Source organism: Kitasatospora sp. NPDC042419 (assembly GCF_056437345.1).
Genome location: NZ_JBWKAW010000026.1, coordinates 97,209 through 117,391 on the forward strand (window position 1 = coordinate 97,209; position 20,183 = coordinate 117,391).

The window sequence follows — 20,183 nt, forward strand, 5'->3', positions numbered from 1 at the left end:
GGACGAGCCCCGTCCCGTGCGGCCCCGTCCGGCGGAGTGAGTGTGAACCGATTGACGACATGGCCCTTCCTCGGGGACGTCGAGGGTGGGGGGACACCGGTCCGCGGCAGGGCTGAGGAACTGGCGTTCGTCGAGGCGCGACTCGACGCCCTAGCCCGGGGGGCAGGCGGGATCGTCCTCGTCGAAGGCCCTGCGGGCATCGGCAGGTCGCGGATGCTCGCGGAGGCGTCGGCGTCCGCGAAACGGCGCGGGACGAGGGTGTTCCAGGGCGGAGCCGACCCCGACGAACAGTTCGTGCCGCTCGGCCCGTTGCTGGACGGCCTGTTCTCGGGGGAGGAACCGCTCGCGGGTGCCGACCGGCTACGGGACCTCGCCGCGACGCCGGGCCAGCGGTTCTGGCTGCTCCAGGAACTGGGGGACCGCCTGCGGGAGGCCACTCGGAGCGGGCCGCTGCTCATCGTCCTCGACGACCTCCAGTGGTGCGACGAACTGACGCTCCTCACCTTCCACACCCTGGCGGCCGCACTCGCGCCGCACCCGATCCTGTGGCTGGTCGCCGTGCGCCACGGGAGCGTGCCTCCCCGGGTCCGCACGACGCTGGACAGGATTCGGCAGACCGGGGCGCACGAGTTGCTCCTGGGGCCGCTCGGTGACCCGGCGGTCGCCCGGATCGCGGAGGACGCCCTGGGCGCGATTCCCGACCCGGGCGTCCTCCGTGTCGCGCGCCGCGCCGAAGGGGTACCGCAGTTGCTCAAGGACCTGCTCGACGCGATACGGAACGAGGGGCTGGTGACGATCGAGAACGACACGGCCCGGCTGTCGGCCGGGTCCCTCCCCCTCCCCCAACTGCCCTCCGTCTCAGACCGACTGACCCGGCTTCCCACCCCGGCCCGCGAACTCGTGGAAACGGCGGCCGCAGCGGGACGCCCCGTCACCGTGGAACTGCTGGCCGAGCTGCTCGGCAGATCACCGGCGGCGCTGATCGGCGCAGTTCAGGAATCCCTCGACTCCGGTCTGCTCGTCGAAAGGAACGACCGTCTGGAGTTCCGCCACGAACTGATCCGTGAGGCCGTGGAAGCCGGTCTCCCTCCCACCTTGCGCGCCACCCTGCGGGGTCATGCCGCCGAGGTGCCACCGGCGCGTACGGCGTCCCCGATCGCCCCATACGCGCCGGTGTCCGTGGGCGTGCGGCTCGGCGACCGGACGGCCGTCGAACGGCTGCGTGCCGCCGCGGCCGATCTCGCGGCCACCGCGCCCGAAGCAGCGGCGGAGCTCAGCCTCAGAGCCCTGGAACTCACCCTGGAGGACCCGACGGAACGGCCGAAGGTCATCGCCGAGGCGCTCCCGCTGCTCTGGCAGATGGGGCAGCCGGCCCAGGCACACGACCTGGGGGCGTCGGCCCTGGCAGCCGGTGATCTCCGGCCCGACGACGAGGCGCGGATACGCCTCGCCATGGCGCGCCTCGCCAGTCACTTCGATTTCGCCGAGGCCGTCCGCCAGGCCCGTGCGGGGGCGGCACTGCCCGGGATCCCGGCCGCACTGCGGGCCCGGCTGCTCGCCCTGTTGTGCCTGGGCCTGTCGCTGGCGGGTGACCCCGAGGGCGCGGAGCAGACCGCTGCCGAGGCGCGGGAGGCCACCGATGCGGCCCGGGACGGCATCGCCCAGGCCACCATGATGGTGGTCGACTCGGCCCTGTGCTTCTACCGGATGGACTGGAACGAGGCGCTCCGCCGGGCGAGCCGGGCGGCCGCGCTGGCGGCCGGCCTGGGCATCGCCCCTTCGGTCTGGATCCCGGAGGCGCTGTGGCAGTGCCTGCTGCTGACCGTGGCCGGCCGCACCGCGGAGGCGCTCGCGCTCGCCGAGGCCGGGGTCCACGACACCCGCCACCAGGGCCAGGCGGCGGCCGCACGCCTGTGGCTCATGCACCGCGCCCGGGCGCTCCTGGACGCCGGACGGCTGGCGGAAGCCCGGGCCGAGGCGGAAGCCGCCGCCGACATGAGGGGTGCGTTCGACAGCGGAGACCTCGCTGAACTCATGCTCCTGTACACGCTGACGCGAGTGGCGATCCACACCGACGACCGCGAGGCCGCCCAGCGGTGCGCGGCGCAGGCGCGGCGCGTACGGGGTACGGGCGCACCGCTCGCCCGTAGCGTCGGCGCCTGGATGCTGGTACTGCTGGCGGACTTCGACGGCCGGCCCGACCGCGCCCTGGCGGAACTCGACGAGGTGCTGGCGGCGCTCGCCGAGGAACGGCCGGCCCTGGTGAGCCCGGTCGACCCGATGGACACTCCCGCCCTCGTCCGCATGGCCCTGCGCGCCGGCGCATCCGAGCGGGCCGCCCCGGCCGTCGAGGTGGCCGAGCGGCGAGCCGCGCGCAACCCGGACTTCACGATCCTCGCCGCCGGTGCCGCGCACGCCCGCGGGCTGCTCGACAACGATCTGGCGCACCTCCTGCACGCCGTCCGGCTGTACGAGGGGTGCTCACGCCCCATCGCCCGGGCGTCGGCGCTGGAGGACGTCGGACGCAAGCTCGCGACCACCCGTACACCCGAGGCGGTGCCGTACCTGGACAAGGCTCTCGTCCTCTACACCCAGGCGGGTGCCGAGCGGCACGTCGCGCGGATCCGTCGACGCCTGCGGGCCGCCGGCGTGCGCCGACGCCCCTCATCGGCCGGATCGGCCACGGAATGGCCCGAGCTGACAGCGTCCGAGCTCCGGGTGGCACGGCTCGTGGCCCAGGGGCTGACGAACCCGCAGGTGGCCGAACAGCTCTCCCTGTCGCCCCACACGGTGGGTTCGCACCTGCGCCGCGCCTACACCAAACTCGACATCCGCTCCCGCGCGGAGCTGGCCCGACTGGTGGAGAGACGCGACAGCGGAGAGTGACCGCTTCGTATCCCCTGACGACGCCGTACCTATGGACCCTTCATGCGATGTGCCGACGTCGCCGTCTCCTCAAAATGATCAACAGCTGCGGAAAGGAAGCGTTCCGCAGGGAACAGTTGGTCGAGAGAGGAACAGCGCATGACCGCAAGGCTCCAGCGAGCCCGCCCTGGCAGCCCTGGACTTCAGGCGCTCGTCGACGAACTCGCGGAGCAGCTCGGCCGGTCCGTCGCGATCGATGATCCGCTGGTCCGGGTGGTCTGCACGAGTCGCCACTTCGGCGACGAGGACCCGGTACGCATCGGCACGCTGCTCCAGGGCCGCGCCGACAACGCGACGATCCGCTACGTACTCGCCCAAGGAGTGACCCAGTGGGCCAGGCCCGGATTCATCCAGGGCCGTGACGACCTCGGGCTCCTGCCCCGTTACGTCGTGCCGCTGCGCGAGCGCGGTCACCTCCTGGGGCTGCTCATGGTGGTGGCGCCCGAGATGACGCTCGAACCGAAGGAGACCGAAGCCATCGGGCGGGCCGCGGGCCTGATGGCCGCCCAGATGTACGTCGAGCAGCTCGGCGCCGACACTCGGAAGACCGACGAACAGACCCTGGTCCTGGAACTCGTCGACACCAACGTCGTCACCCGCACCGCCGCACGCCGGCGGGCCGTGGAACTCGGGCTGCTCGGGGAGGCCGAACACGTCCTGGTCACCCTGGTCAAGCTGAGCCGCGGAACAGAGCCCGTACGGCAACCCGAGGCGGCACTGTGGGGAGCTCTGGAGGGCTTCCGGCAAACACGTTCGGCGCACGGCATCCTCGCGGTCGACCAGGACCGGGCGGTCCTGCTCCAACTGCGTGAGCGGCCTCCCGCCCCGCCCGAGGTCGCCGTCCAGTCGGCCCGCATCCTCGACGAACTCGCCACGTTCCTGGAACCGTCGGCGTCTCCGGTCATCGGTGTCGGCGGGCGGCACCTGGGCCTGCAGCACGCCTGGCGGTCGTACGAGCAGTCCCTCGTCGCGGCCCGGGCCGCGCGCCGGATCCCCTCACTGCGAAGCATCGGGGACTGGGACCTGCTCGGGGAGTTCGCCGTGCTCCTCCAGCTCCCCGAGCACGCACTGAACGCCTCCCTCGTCCCCGAGCCGCTGCGCGCCCTGAACGAGGCCCACGGCGACGACCGGCTCCGGGACACCCTGCGCTGCTTCCTCGAACACGCCGGATCGATCCCCAGGACCGCCGAGGCGTTGCGGCTCCACCGCACGTCGCTCTACTACCGCCTGCGCCAGATCCAGGAGATCACCGGACTCGACCTCGACGACGGTGGTCACCGGCTCACGCTGCACCTGGGGCTCAGGATCGAGGAACTCCTCGCCGCCGGGGACGACCGGGCCGCCTGATCCCGGCCGGCCCCCACCGGTCCTCGCCGGCCCCCACCGGTCCTCGCCGGTCCTCGCCGCTTCGACAAAGCGAGAAGGATCCGCGACCCGATTCCTACAGCACGCGGTGGTGGCGGCGAAGGACCGTCATCGAAGATGTGAGAGACGGCGCGGGCACGACCACAGGCCCGTGGCCAGGGAAGGAAGAGGTCATGAAGGAACTGATCACCACCGACGGGACACGCCTCGCCTACCGGGACACCGGTGGCGAGGGCGTCCCCCTGGTCATGCTCCACGGCTGGGGCCAGACCCAGGCGATGTTCCGCCACCAGGTCGAGAACCTGTCGCCCGGCCGTCGCGTGGTCACCGTCGACTTCCGGGGCCACGGGCTGTCCGACAAGCCGAAGCACGGCTACCGCATCGCCCGGTTCTCCCGCGATGTGCTCGAACTCGTCGACCACCTCGGACTGGTGCGGTTCGACGCCCTGGGGTGGTCGATGGGCGTCTCGGTGTGGTGGAGCTTCATCGACCAGTACGGCACCGGACGGCTCCGGCGCCTCGTCGCCGTCGACCAGCCGGCGGCCGTCGCCGCCGTCCCCTGGACGACCGGGGAGGAGCAGCAGCAGTCCGGCGCCATCTTCGACGTGTCGCAGCTCCTCGAACTGGGTGCCGCGCTCGCAGCCCCCGGGGGCGACACGGTGCGCGCCGACTTCGTGCGCGGCATGTTCTCGGGTGAGCCGGACCCGGAGATCCTCGCCTTCGTCGCACAGGAGATCACCTCGACGCCCGCCCACGCCGGCGTCCCCCTGCTGTTCGACCACTGCGCCCAGGACTGGCGCGACGTGCTTCCCCGGATCGATGTGCCGACCCTGGTGATCGGCTGCGAGGGAAGCCATGTGAACCCCGAATCGCAGCGATTCGTCGCCCGGCAGATTCCCGGCGCCCGAATCCATGTCTTCACCTCCGAGGTGGCGAATTCGCATTTCCCGTTCCTCGAGAACCCGGCGGCTTTCAACGCGGTGGTGGAGAAATTCCTCGCCGAGGAACCGGACCTGAGAGCGTAGACCGCCTCCGTGTCCGTTCCGGCGGCCGCGCGAACGGCTGCTCCACCGCAAAGAACCGTAGGCTTGGAGTTCTCATGACCCAGTCAGTGATGTCACGCGCGCCGGAAAGGGCGGAACGTCGGCCGGCCCCTCTCCGGCCGGCGTCCTCCTCCGAATGGCTCGTCGAGATTCGTTCCGGCATACCGAGCGAGGGGGACGGCAACTTCCTCTATCTCGGGATGCACGTCCGGGGGTCGGCGGCCACCGTCCGCGAGGGGGTCAGAACGGCGCTGGAGCCGCACGACCTGGTCTTCTGCGACCCGGCGAGGCGCCACCTCCTGCAGTTCGGCGACGACTGCCACATGATCTTCTTCCGGGTGCCCCGCGGCTATCTGGGAGTCACGGAGTCGGAACTGGACCAGGTGGTGGGTGTTCCCGTGCCCGGTGGCGACGGGCTGGGGGCGCTGGTCTCGGACTTCCTGTCCGCACTCGCCGACAAGGCGGACTTCCGCCGCTCCAGGCCCGGGGACCGGCTCGCCCGTACGGCCGTCCACCTCCTGTCCGTCCTGCTCATGGAACTCCTCGGGACCGGGAAGGAGGGCGAGGAGGCCGAGGCACCGACGATCGGCAGCGAGATGCTGTCCCGGATCCGGTGCTTCATCGAAGAGCACCTCATGGACCCGGACCTCTCGCCGGAGTCCATCGCACGTGCCCACCACATCTCCGTCCGGTACCTGCACAAGCTCTTCCAGAACGAGGGCATCACGGTGGGCCAGTGGGTGCGGCGACGTCGGCTGGAGTCCTGCAGGGTCGAGCTGAGCCGGTCCAACCGCCGGTTCACCGTGGCGGCGGTGGCCCACCGCTGGGGCTTCAGCAGCCCCTCGCACTTCAGCCGCACCTTCCGGGGCGCGTACGGCATGACCCCGAGCGAATGGCAGTCCTTGGCAACCTCGGCCGTCGCCGACGCCCCGCACGCGGCCTGACACCGAGAAGAGAACCGCCATGACCACCCCCACCGTCGTCCTCGTACACGGCGGCTTCGGCGACGCAGCGGCCTGGATAGGCGTCATCTCGGAACTGCGCAGCCGCGGCATCCCGGTGATCGCACCTCCGAACCCCCTGCGCGGCCTCGCCTCCGACGCCGCCTACGTCGCGTCCGTCGTCTCCCAGATAGCCGGCCCCGTCCTTCTCGTCGGCCACTCCTACGGCGGTGCGCTGATCACCGTGGCCGGCGCCGCGGAGAACGTCGTCGGGCTCGTCTACATAGCCGCGTACGTGCTCCACGAGGGCGAGAGCCTCGGCGATCTGGAAAGACGCTTCCCCGACTCCTCACTGACGGGCAACTTGAAGATGTGGACCTACCCGCTCGTCGGTGGCGACTCCGCGGTCGAGGTCACCATCGACGAGGCGGCCTTCCCCGCCGTCTTCGCCGCGGACGTGGCGGAGGAGGTCGCCGGGGTCCTGGCAGCGGCCCAACGCCCGGTCGCCACTGCGGCCTTCACCGAGACGGCCTCCGCCGCCGCCTGGCAGCTGAAGCCGTCCTGGGCGCTGGTGGCCGGAGCCGACCGCGCGATCAACCCGGAGGTCCAGCGCTTCGGCGCCGAGCGGGCCGGGTCCGTCGTCGTCGAACTCCCGGACGCCTCCCACGCCGTCGCCCTGTCGGAGCCCAAGCAGGTCGCCGATCTGATCCGGGACGCGGTGCGGGCGACGAGCTGACCGGAACGCACCGCGTGGCGCGGGCGAATCCCGGTCCTTCCGCGCCACGTTGCTTCTCGAACCGCGTGCACCGGAGGTCAAGAACGCGTGCGTGGAACGGCTCGACGATATCCGGATCACCGGTAGTTTCAATGAAGGCGAAAGGAACCGTAATGCAGCTCCCCCTCGAAAAGAAGATCAGCGCGAGGCTGATGACAGCAGAGCACGAATGGCATGAACTGACCCTGCGCATGAGGCATTCGCCGGACGATGCGCTGGCAGTCCGAATGGACCTTTTCGCAGTCGAGGACGATCCACCGGCCGCGACCTGGGTATTCGGCCGGGATCTGCTCGCCACCGGACTCATCCTGCCGACGGGCGAGGGAGACGTACGCGTCCGCCCCCACGGCGAGGACGAGACGGACGTCGAGCTCATCTCGGGGCAGTCCTGGTGCGTCGTCAGGATGGCGTCGGCCCATGTGCGCGACGTGGTGGCCAGGACGCAGTCCGCCGAAGAGCGCTGGGAGGACAAGGCGCAGGCCGAGCTCGACCGGGTTCTGGCGGAGATCCTTTCCAGCGGTATCAAGAATGCGGATTCCTAGGGTTCAAGGACCGCCCAGGCCCGCGCCGAAACGCTGACCATCCGCGTTCGCGCAGCCGTTGCCCCGCCCGGCCCAACCCGGCCCGGCCCGGCCCGGCCGAGAGAACGACCGGCCGGCGCCCGATCCGGAACTGCCCGGACGGGCCAGAACCGGTGCGTGCGGAGGAAAGCCGTCACCCACCCCGGCTCCCTGGATTCGTCCGTACCGCGTCCCCACCGTGCCGGCCTCCGACGTCGGCAGGACCACACCTGCACGGAGTGCGCCCATGCCTTTCCTCCCCGTCGACGAGGAGAACTCCAGCATCATCAACCTGTACTACGAGGACCACGGCACCGGCCGGCCCGTCGTGCTCATCCACGGCTGGCCGCTCAACGGCGCGTCCTGGGAGAAGCAGGAGGCCGCACTGCTGGCCGCCGGCCACCGCGTGATCACCTACGACCGCCGCGGCTTCGGCGCCTCCGACAAGCCGTCCTCCGGCTACGACTACGACACCTTCGCGGCCGACCTCGACGCCGTGCTCACCCACATCGACCTGCGCGACGTGGTGCTCGTCGGCTTCTCCATGGGCAGCGGCGAAGTCACCCGCTACCTCGGCACCTACGGCTCGGAGCGCGTCTCCAAGGCCGCGATGCTCGGCGTGGTGCCGCCGTTCCTGCTGAAGACCGAGGACAACCCGGGCGGTGTCGACGGCATCGTCTTCGAGGAGATCCAAGGCGCCATCCGCGCCGACCGCCCCGCCTTCATCGCCGGATTCCTCGCCGACTTCTACAACGTGGACGTGCTCGGCGGTGACCGGGTGAGCGACCAGGTCGTCCAGTACAGCTGGAACATCGGCGTTTCGGCCTCAGCCAAGGCGACGGCGGACTGCGCCCCGACCTGGCTCACCGACTTCCGCCCGGACCTGCCGAGGATCGACGTCCCCGTCCTGATCATCCACGGCGACGCCGACCGCACCCTGCCGCTGCGCGCGACCGCCGCCCCGCTCTCGAAAGCCATCGCGGACGCCCGCCTGGTGGTGCTCGAAGGCGCCCCGCACGGTCTCATCTGGACGCACGCCACCGAGGTCAACAAGGAACTGCTCGCCTTCATCGGCGAGTGATCGACCGCTCCCTTCTCTGCTCCCCTTCTCCCGCTCCCCTCCTCCTGCTCCCCGAAAGCGAGATCGCATGTCGAGCATGCCCGTCGCCGGGATCCGTCCCGGCCCCCCGGCCCCCGGCGCCTCCCCCGACCACACCGCCGACCTGGTCGTGCGCAACGCCAAGGTGTACACCGGCGACCCCCTGCGCCCCCGGGCGAGCGCGGTCGCGATCCGCGCCGGCCGCATCACCGCCATCGGCGACGACGCCGACGTCCTGCCGCAGGTCGGCCCGCGCACCCGCGTGGTCGACGCGCTCGGCCGGCGAGCCGTCCCCGGCCTCAACGACTCGCACCTGCACGTCATCCGGGGCGGCCTCAACTACGTGATGGAGCTGCGCTGGGACGGCGTACCGACGCTGCGCCAGGCACTGGCCATGCTGCGCGCCCAGGCCGAACGCACCCCGCCGGGCCAGTGGGTGCGGGTGGTGGGCGGCTGGTCCGCCGACCAGTTCGCCGAGCGCCGGCTTCCCACCCTCGCCGAACTCAACGCCGCCGCCCCAGACACCCCGGTGTTCGTGCTGCACCTGTACCAGTCGGCGCTGCTCAACCGGGCGGCACTGCGGGCCGCGGGCTTCACCCGAGACACCCCCGACCCCGTCGGCGGGCAGATCGTGCGCGCACACGACGGTGAGCCGACCGGCATGCTGCTGGCCGCCCCGGGCGCCCTGCTGCTGTACTCCACCCTGGCCAAGGCGCCGACCCTGGACGAGGCCGACAAGGCCACCTCCACCCGGCACTTCCTGCGCGAGCTCAACCGCTTCGGGCTCACCTCCGCCATCGACGCGGCGGGCGGCTTCCAGAGCTTCCCGGAAAACTACGGCACCGTCACTGAACTGGCGAAGAACGGCCAGCTGACACTCCGGATCGCCTACCACCTCTTCCCGCAGACCGCTGGACAGGAACTGGACGACCTGCGGCGCTGGGTGGAGACCGTCCGCCCCGGCGACGGGGACGAATGGCTACGGCTCAACGGGGCCGGGGAGAACCTCACCTGGGCGGCCGCCGACTTCGAGAACTTCTCCGAACCGCGCCCCGAACTCGGCCCGTACGAGGCCGGGTTCGAGCAAGCGGTACGCCTGCTGATGGAGCACGACTGGGGCTTCCGGCTGCACGCGAGCTACGACGAGACGATCCGCCGCGATCTGGCGGTCTTCGAGCGACTGGCCGCCGAGGGCCTGTTCCCCGGTGCGAACCGCTGGCTCTTCGACCACGCCGAGACGGTCTCCACCGCGAGCCTGGACCGGATCGCGGCGCTCGGCGGCGCCGTCTCGGTGCAGAACCGGCTGTCCTTCCAGGGCGAGGCGTTCGTCCGACGCTACGGCGCGGCCGCGGCCGCCGACGCCCCGCCGGTGCGGGCGATGCTGGAGCGCGGCCTGACGGTGGCCGCCGGCACCGACGCCACCCGGGTCTCCTCCTACAACCCGTGGGTGGCGCTGCACTGGCTGGTCTCCGGACGGGCCGTCAGCGGACGTACGCTCCGCCCGGCCGCCAACCGGCTGAGCCGCGAGGAGGCGCTGGAGCTGTACACCCTCGGCGGCGCCCGACTCACCGGCGAGGAGGAGGTCAAGGGCCGTCTCCGGGTGGGCAGTTACGCCGACCTCACGGTGCTCAGTGCGGACTACCTCACCGTCCCCGAGGCGGACATCCCACACATCGAGTCGGTGCTCACCGTGGTCGGCGGCCGCATCGTGTACGGCGCCCAGGAACACGAGGGCCTCGCCCCGGAGCTGCCGGCCGTGGTCCCGCTGTGGAGCCCGGTGGCCCGCTTCGGCGGCTACCAGGCCACCCCGGCGCCGAGCCTGTCCGGTGTCCGGCAGGCCGAGCGGCTGGCCGAGGCGGCGGCCGACTCCGACGAGCAGCGCGCCTGGCGCGCGGCCCGCGGCCAATGGGTGCCCGGACAGGCCGGCGGCCCCGCGCTCGACGACCCCTGCTTCCTCTGAGCCGCCCGCTTCCGGCCTGACCGGTTCCACCACCCCGCGCCGCCGAGCCCTTGTCGCTTGGCGGCGCCCGGCGTTGCCCGGCGAGAGCCGTGAAAGGACCACCCACGTGACTTCCTCCGCCTCCCCCTCTCCCGTGCCCGCCGCCGCGCGGATCCACGACCGCCACCCGCTCGAACCGACCCTGTTCACGCTGACTGCGAGGACCGGGCGATGCCCAGGACGTGGCAGATCCGCTTGACGCCCCAGGCGCCGTGGTGGTCCTCGACCAAACGGAAGCGGACCACCGTGTCCTCTCGGCCGCGAAACAGTCGGCCTCGCGCAGGAACTCGATGGTCCTCTGCCGGTCGAGGTTCTGGCGACGCAGCCGGGTGAGTCCCTCGTGCTCGGGACCGGTCAGCTCCCCGGGCAGGCCTTCGCCCCAGTCGGGGCGGTCCTGCATGCCCCAGCCCCGCAGCCCTCCGGGCTGATCCCCGGCTCCAGGGCGACCTCGGTGATGTTCCGATGCGGAGACGAGCGCACCACCGAGCGGGACGGCCTGGTGAGCGGACGCTGAGCGTCGCGCACCGGCCCCGCTCTCCGGCCGACCGACCCGACCGACCGACCCGGGCGGGCGTCGCGGGCGGGCGTCGCGGGCGGGCGTCGCGGGCGGGCGTCGCGGACTTTCGCGGCAACCGCCCGGGCCAATGCGCTCGGGCGCCCGCGTCGGTGACCACGCGCCGCAGTCCGTCGGCCTTCCGCCGCGCACACGGGGGCCTTCCACGGTGCATCTCCGTCCGCGGGAGGCCCCTCAAGCGCGCAACCGGGCCGCCATGCCGGCCAGACACGGCGGGCCGGGCGCACCACCGCCGCGCGTTGGTCTTGACGGCCGCCGGGATCCTCCCGCCCGGAATGGAGCCGGGTACCGGCCGGACGGCTCACCGGTCCCTCGCCCACCTCCGGCGATTCCCGTCCCGCCGGCCGCGACCGGGCAGCCGCAACCCCTCGCTGGTCAGGAAGTAGAAGACCGGCAGCACGACGAACACGGCGAGTGCGGCGACCGGGGTGGTCAGCGCACCGACCGCGCCGGCGAGGACATATGCCACCATGCCTGCCCACGAGCGGACCCTGCCGTGAGCGACGTAGGAGGGTTCGACAGCGTGGTGCAGCAGCTCCGGACGGCGGTTCAGATGGCCGTAGAGCACGATCCAGCTGCCGCACATGCCCGCCGCGATCCCGGCGTACAGCGCGACGGCCACGCGAGCGTCGGTATCGAAGACGCTGTTCTGCAGTGCGCCCGACAGCACCGCGGTGGGGAAGGCGAGCGCCGCGGTGGTGAAGAGCAGGAGGAGATTGGCCGCGTGCAGCCCGCGATCCATGGCAGCTATCCGAGCGAAGGCCTGATGGTGGTTCAGCCAGATGACCGCCACATAGCTGAAGGATGCGAGGTAGCCGAGGTAGACCGGCCACTGGCGGAGCAGAGCCAGCCCGAGTCCGCCCGGTTCGTGGGGCGGATCCGTGAGCCCGAGGACCAGGATGGTCACGGCGATGGCCAGCACGCCGTCGCTGAACGCCTCCGCACGGGCGGTCTCGGAGCGGGTGAACCTCCGCGGGAGGCCGTGGTCGTCCGTCATGTCGTTCTCTCCTCTGGTCCCGGAGCGCACCACCCGATGTGCCGGGGTCCGCTGTGCCACCGACGGCACACCGGAGCGCGCTCTGGGCGGGTCGGCCGCTGCTCGTCGACGTCCACCAGTCGTCCGCCGGGGAAGGCGGATGCCGCGGCGCGCCCTACGGGGCGGGTGGGGTGCCGGCGGCGGGCATGGACCGGGCCGCACGGGCAGGCGGGGTCGACTCGGTCGTCACCGTACGTCCGCCGGTCATGGTCGGTTGGTCCATCCGTGCCCCGGTTCTGGCCTCTGCGCGAACCGCCGTCGGAGGGCTTCGCCCTCCCCGGGTCCACGCTCCTGTTTCCGGTGGCCGAGGGCCGGCGCCGCGAGGAGGAGCGCAAGCACTTCGCCGAGGCCGCGGACGCGATCACCAAGCCCCGCCTGCCCAACGGCGGCGCCGCCCGCACGCCCCGGACGGCCCGGACCCCTCACCGCGGCCATAACTCGGTCAGCGGCCCGCGCTCCGGCATCCGCAAAGGCGAAGCCCTCGCCCTGCGCCGGGACGACGTCCACCTCACCGACCGCGTCTTCTTCGTCCACGCGACGCTCTCCGCCGTCGACAACAACCAGCTCCTGCTCACCGCCCCGAAACCCAAGGGCAGCAGGATGCGGGTCGCCCTCCCCGACCGCGTCGCCTCAGCCCTCGACGGCCGCGCCGGCACCCGCGCCTTCGGCAGCATCGCCGACAGCGGCGGCTACGTCTTCCACCGCCACGGCCGACCCCTGCACCCCAAGAACGTCCTCGACCACTTCCACCTGCTCTGCGACAAGGCCGGCGTCCCCCGCATCGCCCTCCACGACCTGCGCCCCCTCATGGCCGGCTTCGCCACAGCAGCCGGCGTCCCCATGCCCGTCATCTCCAAAGCCCTGCGCCACCGCACCCTGTCCACCAGCGCGAACATCTACACCGAGCTCACCCAACTCGCCGCCCGCGCAGCCGTCGACGCCGTCGCCTGGATCCTCGACAACGCCGACCGCGCCGTCCTCGGCCGACCCGTCTGCCGCGCCCGACGCCCCTGGCGCCCACGCCCACGCCCGCACCGGCAACTGCCCGCGTATCGACAGGCAGGAACAGCGGACCAGTCACCCACCTGGCCGATGTGGCCCGGCGACCACCATGCGACCACCAGCTGACGCAGCAACAGGAAGAGCCGGCACTCGGTTTCCCAAGTACCGGATCCCACAACCGACTTCACATTCGGGGCGACAGGATTCAACCTGCGACCCCTTGACCCACCCTTGCGCAACGCACGACGCCGTCTCCTCCTGGCGGCTGCGCAACAACCCGGCCAAGCACTCCGTCCCGCCAAAGCCCAGCGCCGCCGTGCGTACCTGCTGGATTCCGGAAGAGGCCGCGAGCTTCCTGCGGCACAACGCCGAGCGGTACGCCGACCAGCTCACCGACCTGTTCGAGGTCATCCTTGGTACCGGCTTGCGCCGCGGCGAGGTCCTCGCCCTGTACTGGTCGGACGTCCACCTCATGGACCGCCGGCTCTTCGTCCGCTGGACGCTCGCCGCCGTCGACAACGACGGCCTGGCCTTCGGCCGGCCCAAGACCGAGGCCAGCCGGGCCTGGATCAGCCTCTCCCCCAGCGAACGGGAATTTCGGGGCCACGCCGCCCGACAGCCTATTATCGCTTCCTGGGCCGGCGGACCTGATCCCCGGCTCACCAGGTACGGAGAGGCGTCACCCGGCCTGCTGCCGATGCGTACCCGAGGAAACACGTGAGCACCGTACAGTCGATCCCCGTCCAGCAGGTCCTTCATGAGGCCGGCCGCCGACGGACCTTCGCTGTGATCAGCCATCCGGACGCGGGCAAGTCCACGCTCACCGAGGCGCTGGCGCTGCACGCGCGGGCGATCACTTCCGCCGGTGCGGTGCACGCCAAGGGTGACCGACGCGGCGTGACCAGCGACTGGATGGAACTGGAACGCGAGCGCGGCATCTCGGTGACCTCGGCCGCATTGCAGTTCGGCTATCGCGGCCACGTGATGAACCTGGTCGACACCCCCGGCCACGCCGACTTCTCCGAGGACACCTACCGGGTGCTGGCCGCCGTCGACTGCGCGATCATGCTGGTCGACGCGGCCAAGGGCCTGGAGGAGCAGACCCGCAAGCTCTTCGCGGTCTGCCGCCATCGCGGCGTCCCCGTGATCACCTTCATCAACAAGTGGGACCGGCGCGGCCAGGACGCACTCACCCTGCTCGAGGACATCGAGACGCACCTCGGGATCACCCCCGTCCCGGTCGTCTGGCCGGTGGGCAGCGCGGGCAACCTTCGCGGCCTGGTCGAAGCGGGGAACACCGAGCAGATGCTGCGCTACACCAAGGTGCCGGCCGGCACGCACGCCGCCCTCGAGGAGCAGCTCACCTCCGAGAGGGCCGCCGAGCAGGAGGGCGAAGCCTGGACGACCGCGCTGGAGGAGCTGGAGCTGGTGCTCTCGTCCGGCCCCGGCTACGACCAGGAGGCCTTCGAGGCCGGCAAGATCAGCCCGGTCTTCTTCGGCGCCGCGCTGACCAACATAGGTGTGAAGCTCCTGCTGGACGCCGTGGTCGACCTCGCTCCGGCTCCCGGGCCCCGCCAGCTGGCCAAGGGCGGCAGCCGCGAGGTCGGCGAGGAGTTCTCCGGCCTGGTGTTCAAGATCCAGGCGAACATGGACCCGGCCCATCGCGACCGGATCGCCTTCGTCCGAGTCTGCTCCGGCGTCTTCGAGCGCGGCATGCACGTCACCCGGGCGGCCAGCGGCCGCTCGTTCGCAACCAAGTACGCGCACACCGTCTTCGGAGCCGAGCGCACCGTGGTCGACACCGCGTACCCCGGCGATGTGGTCGGCCTGATCAACGCGAGCGCGCTGCGGGTCGGCGACACCCTATTCACCGGCAAGAAGACCGAGTTTCCCCCGCTGCCCGCCTTCGCCCCCGAGTACTTCGCGGTGGCACGGCCCAAGGACATCAGCCGGTCCAAGCAGTTCCGCAAGGGCGTCGCCCAACTCGACGAGGAAGGCGTGATCCAGGTGCTGGTCTCCGACCGGCGTGGCGACCAGGCGCCGGTCATGGCCGCGGTCGGCCCGATGCAGTTCGATGTGATCCTGCACCGGATGGAGCACGAGTTCTCTTCCCCGATCGCCCTCGACCAGCTCTCCTACCGCTTGGCCCGGATCACTGACGCCGACGGCGCCGCTGCCCTGGCCAAAGCCCGCCTGATCAGCGGCGAGGTGCTCACCCGCCGCTCGGATGACGTGCTGCTGGCCTTGTTCGCCGACAAGTGGCAGCTGAACGCCTTCCAGCGCGCCCACCCCGACGTCCTGCTCCAGCCGCTGATCGCCACGGCGGACTGATCGCCGACCGCTACCCGCCACCCCGGCCGGCCACCGACGCGGGCCGGACCGAGGGTGTCGGGTGGCGCCAGGGCCGCCCCGCGTTGCTCGGCCACCACCACGCTCACCTGCTCGCCGCCACCGTCGGGCTCGGCGGTGAGCTGGAGCTCCCGGCTACCCGCAACGGGCGCTTCAGGGGCGCGGTCGTCCCGGAGGGCTGCGCGGTCAGCGCCGGCGGCCGCCGATGTGGCGGTCGTCGGCCAACGCGGTCAGCGGGCCGTACTCGCAGGCAAGCTCGTTCCACGTCAGCACCTCGCCACAGCGGGCCGGGAACTCCTTCGGGTCGAACTCGGGCATGGTCCAGGTGCCAGTGCCCCGGTCCCGCAGCCACAGGTCCCCGTCACCGTCGACCACAGTCGGCGGGACCGGTACGGGCTCGGCCTGATCGATGGGCTCCCAGGTGACCCGGCCCGGGTGGGAAGCGCGGCGCAGCTCTGTGGTGGCCAGCCGCGCGGCCAAGTCACGGGTGGACTCCTCGGTGTCCTTGACCGACGCGAGTCGGAATGCGTCGTCAAGCACGGGCAGGGCTGGATTCTTGCTGCGCTTTGAACTCATACGCTGACTAACCTCCGGTGGGGGGTGTCACATCCGTTATGGCACCCCGTAGAGGAACACGGTATCCGAGGCGGGGGCCAGGCCGGCCACGCCCCTTCAAGAGCACCTCTTCCTCCGACCCTCACCGCGACGGTCTTCAGCCGACGCAGCAGGAGGCGGTTTGGGGCTTCCCTCCGCGGGGGCGGCTCCGAGGGGCCGAAACCCTCATCACTGTGCAACATCATCCAGTTGCTACCGGCCTACACCGGCAGACCCCTTCCGTTCAGCCGGGCCGACCACCCCGCCGCGGCTGCTGCCGGTGATCCAGGTCTGTCGGACCTTCCGCAAATACCGCCGTGCGATCCCGACAACCGGTGCGCCGACCGGCTCGCCGGGCCGGCTCCCGAGGGCGGTTCACGGTCGCCTACCCACTGCCAACGGATCGTGATCTTCCGGGTGGTGCGTCGTCTTGAGCGTGTCTTCGCCGTCGGGTTCTGAGTGCTTCGCATACCGCCCTGCACGCACTGCCGCCACACCCGACACTGCAGTCATTCCTGCCCCAGAGTCACCACCCAGTCCAAGAAGAGGGGAAGCTCATGGGACAGAGTGCGCAGCGTGGTCGGGTGTACCGGCGGTGTGGTTGTTCGGACGGGCACGGAAAGCAGTTGGGTCCGTGGTGCGTGCGGTTGCTGGAGGAGGCGGGGCACGGGTGGACGTACCGCGTCGACCTGGCCCCGGAGAACGGGAAACACAAGACCCGCCGACACGGCCCGGGAGATGAAGGCGGTGCTGGACGGTGAGCTGCGCGGGGCGGATGGGGTGATGTCGTCGTCCACAGCGCCTGCACTGCCACACGGATCGGCGAGGTCTCCGGAGTCCGGGCCCACGACATCGATACCGACAAGTGGCTCCTGACCTGCCGCCGACAGACCACCCCCGCTCCCGGCGGCCTGGTCGACAAGCACACCAAGGGCAGAGCCGCCCGCCTCATCCCGATCATCGAACCGTTGCGCCCGCTCACCATCAGGCGGATACAAGCGGCGCGAGGCGACCCGGACGCCCGCCCCTACACCGGCCCGCGCGGCGGTCGCATCAGCACCGCAGTCCTGCGCGACGCCACCCACTGGGACGACGTCACCCGGGACCTCGGCTACGAACACCTGCGTCGCCACGACCTGCGCCACACCGGCCTTACCTGGATGGCCGACGCCGGCATCCTTCCGCACATCCTCAAGGAAATCGCAGGCCACCGGCTCATCATCACCACCCAGCGCTACTTCCGCCCCGACGTGCTCCGGATCCTGGAAGCGGGCCAAGCCCTCACTCATCACCTCGAGAAACTCCAACGCGACGGCCAGATCACCCGCCACTGGTAACACACCGTAACTGCCATCGCCTCGACATGGCCGCCGAAAAGCCGCTCCGAGGCTGCCCGAGCCACTCGACGGCAAGCAGCAGACGCCAGAAGAGCCTTGGAAATGCCACGATATGAACCATTTCGACCCACTTGACCCGCGGCCGACGCACTTGACCGAAGGTCAAGTGCGTCACCACGCCTCGCTCCAGCAGAACAGCAAGGAGGTCTCGCACTTCACCTTGAGATCGAAGAACGATCCGCGCACCAGCCACCCGAGCAACGGCTGGCGACGGAACTGCGGCCAAACCTGGGGACCATTTGGGGACCACCCGGGACCAAAAAACAGGCCCCGAAAACCAGCAAGAGCGGGCCCTGCCCTCGGTTTCCCAAGTACCCGCTCTCACAAGCGACTTCACAGTCGGGACGACAGGATTTGAACCTGCGACCCCTTGACCCCCAGTCGCCCGAGGATATTCATCACTGCACGTCAGACGGTAGACAGCCCGCGCTGTTCGTTCACCGAAATGCGACTCAGCGGCGAGGGTGAACGACGCGTGGTCCCCGACAAGTCCCCGAGCCTCTCCCCATCCATCCGCTCCTGTCGCAGCAACCGATTCAAATCCGCCGAGCCAACGACGCCCCAGCTGCGGCGGTCCTCGGCCGCCCAAACGGCCACGGGCTCTCACGAAGCATGCCATCGCGACCGTTGCCGGTTTTGCGATCCTCAGCCGCCCCGAAGGACGACTGCCACTGCTCGACCCAGGCGTCCGGCTTCACCTGGCCAACGGGTTTCGATCCTCGGCCGCCCCGGAAGACGGCCGCCACCAGTCGTCGTAGCCGATCGGCTTACCGTCGTAACCGTTGCAATCCTCGGCCACCCCAGAGGGCAACCGCCACCCGCGGGCCCTTCGATGTTCTGGGTCATGTACGGGTCGTTGCGATGCTCAGCCGCCACAAGGGGCGACCGCCACCGGGCGCCGAGCTCGCCGCCGTCCTTGAGGCCGCCGATGTTGCGATCCTCGGCCGCCCCGAAGGGCAACCGCCACTGGCCGCGAGACCGAGCGCACCGTCAGCGTGGCGGTGTTGCGATCCTCGCCCCCCGAAGGGCGACCGCCACACGCGTAGATGGATCCCGACGCCTGGGCAGCCTGTCGGTTGCAATCCTCGGCCGCCACGCCGGGGCCGGCGCCGACCGCGGTGGCGACGTCGGCGTTGCGATCCTCGGCCGCCTGAGAGTGCGACCGTCACACCGTCGTGGACCCGGCCTCCCACGCGCTGCGTCAGGTTGCGATCCTCGGCCGCCACGATGCGGCGGGCGTTGCCGCGCCGGGGGCTGACGCTGTTGCGATCCTCGGCCGTCAAGAGGGGCGACCGCCACCCCTTGACCTGCCGCTTGTCGACGTCGTCGACCTTGTTGAGATCCTCGGCCGTCAAGAAGGGCGATCGCCACCGGCTCGCGGCCGGGGAGACAGTGGAGCTGACGCTGTTGCGATCCTCGGCCGCCCCGAAGGGCGACCGCCACCGCCGGACCGGCCGGGGCCGAACGCGTCCCGGCCGGGGTTGAGATCCTCGGCCTCGGGGCGACCGCCACACCAACGAGTGGCACCCATGACGGGATGCTGAAGCTGTTGCGGTCCTCGGTTTCCGGGGAGGACGACCGCCACATTTGCTGTGGCGGCCGATGGCCGGCCCCCGCGTTGTTGCGATCCTCGGCCGTCAGGGAGGACGACCACCACGATGTGCGGACCGGCGGGCCGGATGCCCGCCTCGGCACTGCGATCCTCAGCCGCCCCGGAGGACGACCACCACCCAGGAGAGGTTCGTCCGGCCACCCGTTATACATGCAGTTGCGAGCCTCGGCCGCCCCAAATGGCGACCGCCACGCTCTCGCCCTGTGTGAGCAGCACGACCCGGGTGGTGTTGCGATCCTCGGCCGCCCCAGGGGACGACCGCCACCGCTGAGCGCATCGCCGCCGACGTCGACCTGGAGGCATTGCGATCCTCGGCGGCCCAGAAGGGCAACCGCCACCTCGGATCGAGGCTGATCAGCTCGTCGGCGAAGACGTGGTTGCGATCCTCGGCCGCCCGGGAGAGCGACCGCCACAACCTGCGCGCCCGTCAGACGCTTGCGCAGGCCATCGTTGCGATCCTCGGCCACCCCGAAGGACGACCGCCACCCTGGCGGCATCCTCGGCATCGACACGGGGTCATGGTTACGATCCTCGGCCGTCCCGAAGGGCGACCGCCACGAGCAGGACGGCGATCTTGCCGGTGCGGGCCTCGTGGTTGCGATCCTCGGCCGCCCCCAAAGGGCGACCGCAACCAGCATGGATCGACACCGGCCTCGTCTGAACCCAGGAGTTGCGATCCTCGGCCCCCCGAAGGGCAACCGCCACCCGCACTCCGCACGGCCGGCCCCGGCCGGACGCGAAGTTGCGATCCTCGGCCGCCCCGAAGGGCAAGCGCCAAACCGACCTCGGCGAGTTTCGCGGTCGCCTCGCGCTTGTTGCGATCCTCGGCCGCCCCGAAGGGCAAGCGCCAAACCGACCTCGGCGAGTTTCGCGGTCGCCTCGCGCTTGTTGCGATCCTCGGCCGCCCCGAAG

Annotated in this window: 14 protein-coding genes; 12 read left to right on the top strand and 2 right to left on the bottom strand. The window is 71.0% G+C overall.

Annotated features, from left to right (window positions below; genetic code table 11):
• The first annotated feature begins 42 nt into the window (after positions 1–42).
• From AC067J_RS34260 to AC067J_RS34295, 8 genes are all read left to right on the top strand, one after another.
• A complete protein-coding gene (locus tag AC067J_RS34260) occupies positions 43–2,886 on the top strand; it encodes an ATP-binding protein (RefSeq protein ID WP_478305925.1) in 2,844 nt (947 codons plus the stop codon).
• A gap of 138 nt (positions 2,887–3,024) precedes the next feature.
• Positions 3,025–4,272 carry a PucR family transcriptional regulator gene (locus AC067J_RS34265; RefSeq protein WP_478305927.1) on the top strand — a complete coding sequence of 416 codons (1,248 nt, stop codon included), beginning with the start codon at positions 3,025–3,027 and terminating at the stop codon, positions 4,270–4,272.
• Positions 4,273–4,463: 191 nt separating this feature from the next.
• On the top strand, positions 4,464–5,315 hold the full coding sequence (locus AC067J_RS34270) for an alpha/beta fold hydrolase (protein ID WP_478305929.1): 852 nt from the start codon (positions 4,464–4,466) through the stop codon (positions 5,313–5,315).
• Positions 5,316–5,404: 89 nt separating this feature from the next.
• Positions 5,405–6,277 (top strand): helix-turn-helix transcriptional regulator, encoded by an 873-nt coding sequence (locus AC067J_RS34275; protein ID WP_478305980.1) that lies wholly within the window; start codon positions 5,405–5,407, stop codon positions 6,275–6,277.
• Between the two features lie 19 nt (positions 6,278–6,296).
• Entirely contained in the window at positions 6,297–7,010 is a 714-nt protein-coding gene (locus AC067J_RS34280; protein WP_478305931.1) for an alpha/beta fold hydrolase, read from the top strand.
• A 152-nt stretch (positions 7,011–7,162) separates the two neighbouring features.
• On the top strand, positions 7,163–7,591 hold the full coding sequence (locus tag AC067J_RS34285; RefSeq protein WP_478305933.1) for an SsgA family sporulation/cell division regulator: 429 nt from the start codon (positions 7,163–7,165) through the stop codon (positions 7,589–7,591).
• Positions 7,592–7,856: 265 nt separating this feature from the next.
• Entirely contained in the window at positions 7,857–8,690 is an 834-nt protein-coding gene (locus AC067J_RS34290; RefSeq protein WP_478305935.1) for an alpha/beta fold hydrolase, read from the top strand.
• Between the two features lie 67 nt (positions 8,691–8,757).
• Positions 8,758–10,668 (top strand): amidohydrolase, encoded by a 1,911-nt coding sequence (locus AC067J_RS34295; RefSeq protein WP_478305937.1) that lies wholly within the window; start codon positions 8,758–8,760, stop codon positions 10,666–10,668.
• Positions 10,669–11,582: 914 nt separating this feature from the next.
• On the opposite strand, the gene AC067J_RS34300 is transcribed toward AC067J_RS34295, so the two are convergent.
• Positions 11,583–12,278 (bottom strand): TMEM175 family protein, encoded by a 696-nt coding sequence (locus AC067J_RS34300; protein ID WP_478305939.1) that lies wholly within the window; start codon positions 12,276–12,278, stop codon positions 11,583–11,585.
• Between the two features lie 339 nt (positions 12,279–12,617).
• Between AC067J_RS34300 and AC067J_RS34305 the strand changes: the two genes are divergently transcribed.
• From AC067J_RS34305 to AC067J_RS34315, 3 genes are all read left to right on the top strand, one after another.
• Positions 12,618–13,445 carry a tyrosine-type recombinase/integrase gene (locus tag AC067J_RS34305; RefSeq protein WP_478305941.1) on the top strand — a complete coding sequence of 276 codons (828 nt, stop codon included), beginning with the start codon at positions 12,618–12,620 and terminating at the stop codon, positions 13,443–13,445.
• A gap of 94 nt (positions 13,446–13,539) precedes the next feature.
• On the top strand, positions 13,540–14,040 hold the full coding sequence (locus AC067J_RS34310; protein ID WP_478305943.1) for a site-specific integrase: 501 nt from the start codon (positions 13,540–13,542) through the stop codon (positions 14,038–14,040).
• Positions 14,037–15,650: a peptide chain release factor 3 gene (locus AC067J_RS34315; RefSeq protein WP_478305945.1), complete on the top strand. Its 1,614-nt coding sequence runs from the start codon at positions 14,037–14,039 to the stop codon at positions 15,648–15,650. The genes AC067J_RS34310 and AC067J_RS34315 overlap by 4 nt, the downstream gene beginning before the upstream one ends.
• A 204-nt stretch (positions 15,651–15,854) precedes the next feature.
• On the opposite strand, the gene AC067J_RS34320 is transcribed toward AC067J_RS34315, so the two are convergent.
• Complete coding sequence (locus AC067J_RS34320) at positions 15,855–16,208, bottom strand: hypothetical protein (protein WP_478305947.1); 354 nt, start codon at positions 16,206–16,208, stop codon at positions 15,855–15,857.
• A 905-nt stretch (positions 16,209–17,113) separates the two neighbouring features.
• Here AC067J_RS34320 and AC067J_RS34325 point away from each other — a divergent pair.
• A complete protein-coding gene (locus AC067J_RS34325) occupies positions 17,114–17,599 on the top strand; it encodes a tyrosine-type recombinase/integrase (protein WP_478305982.1) in 486 nt (161 codons plus the stop codon).
• Positions 17,600–20,183: the final 2,584 nt, after the last annotated feature.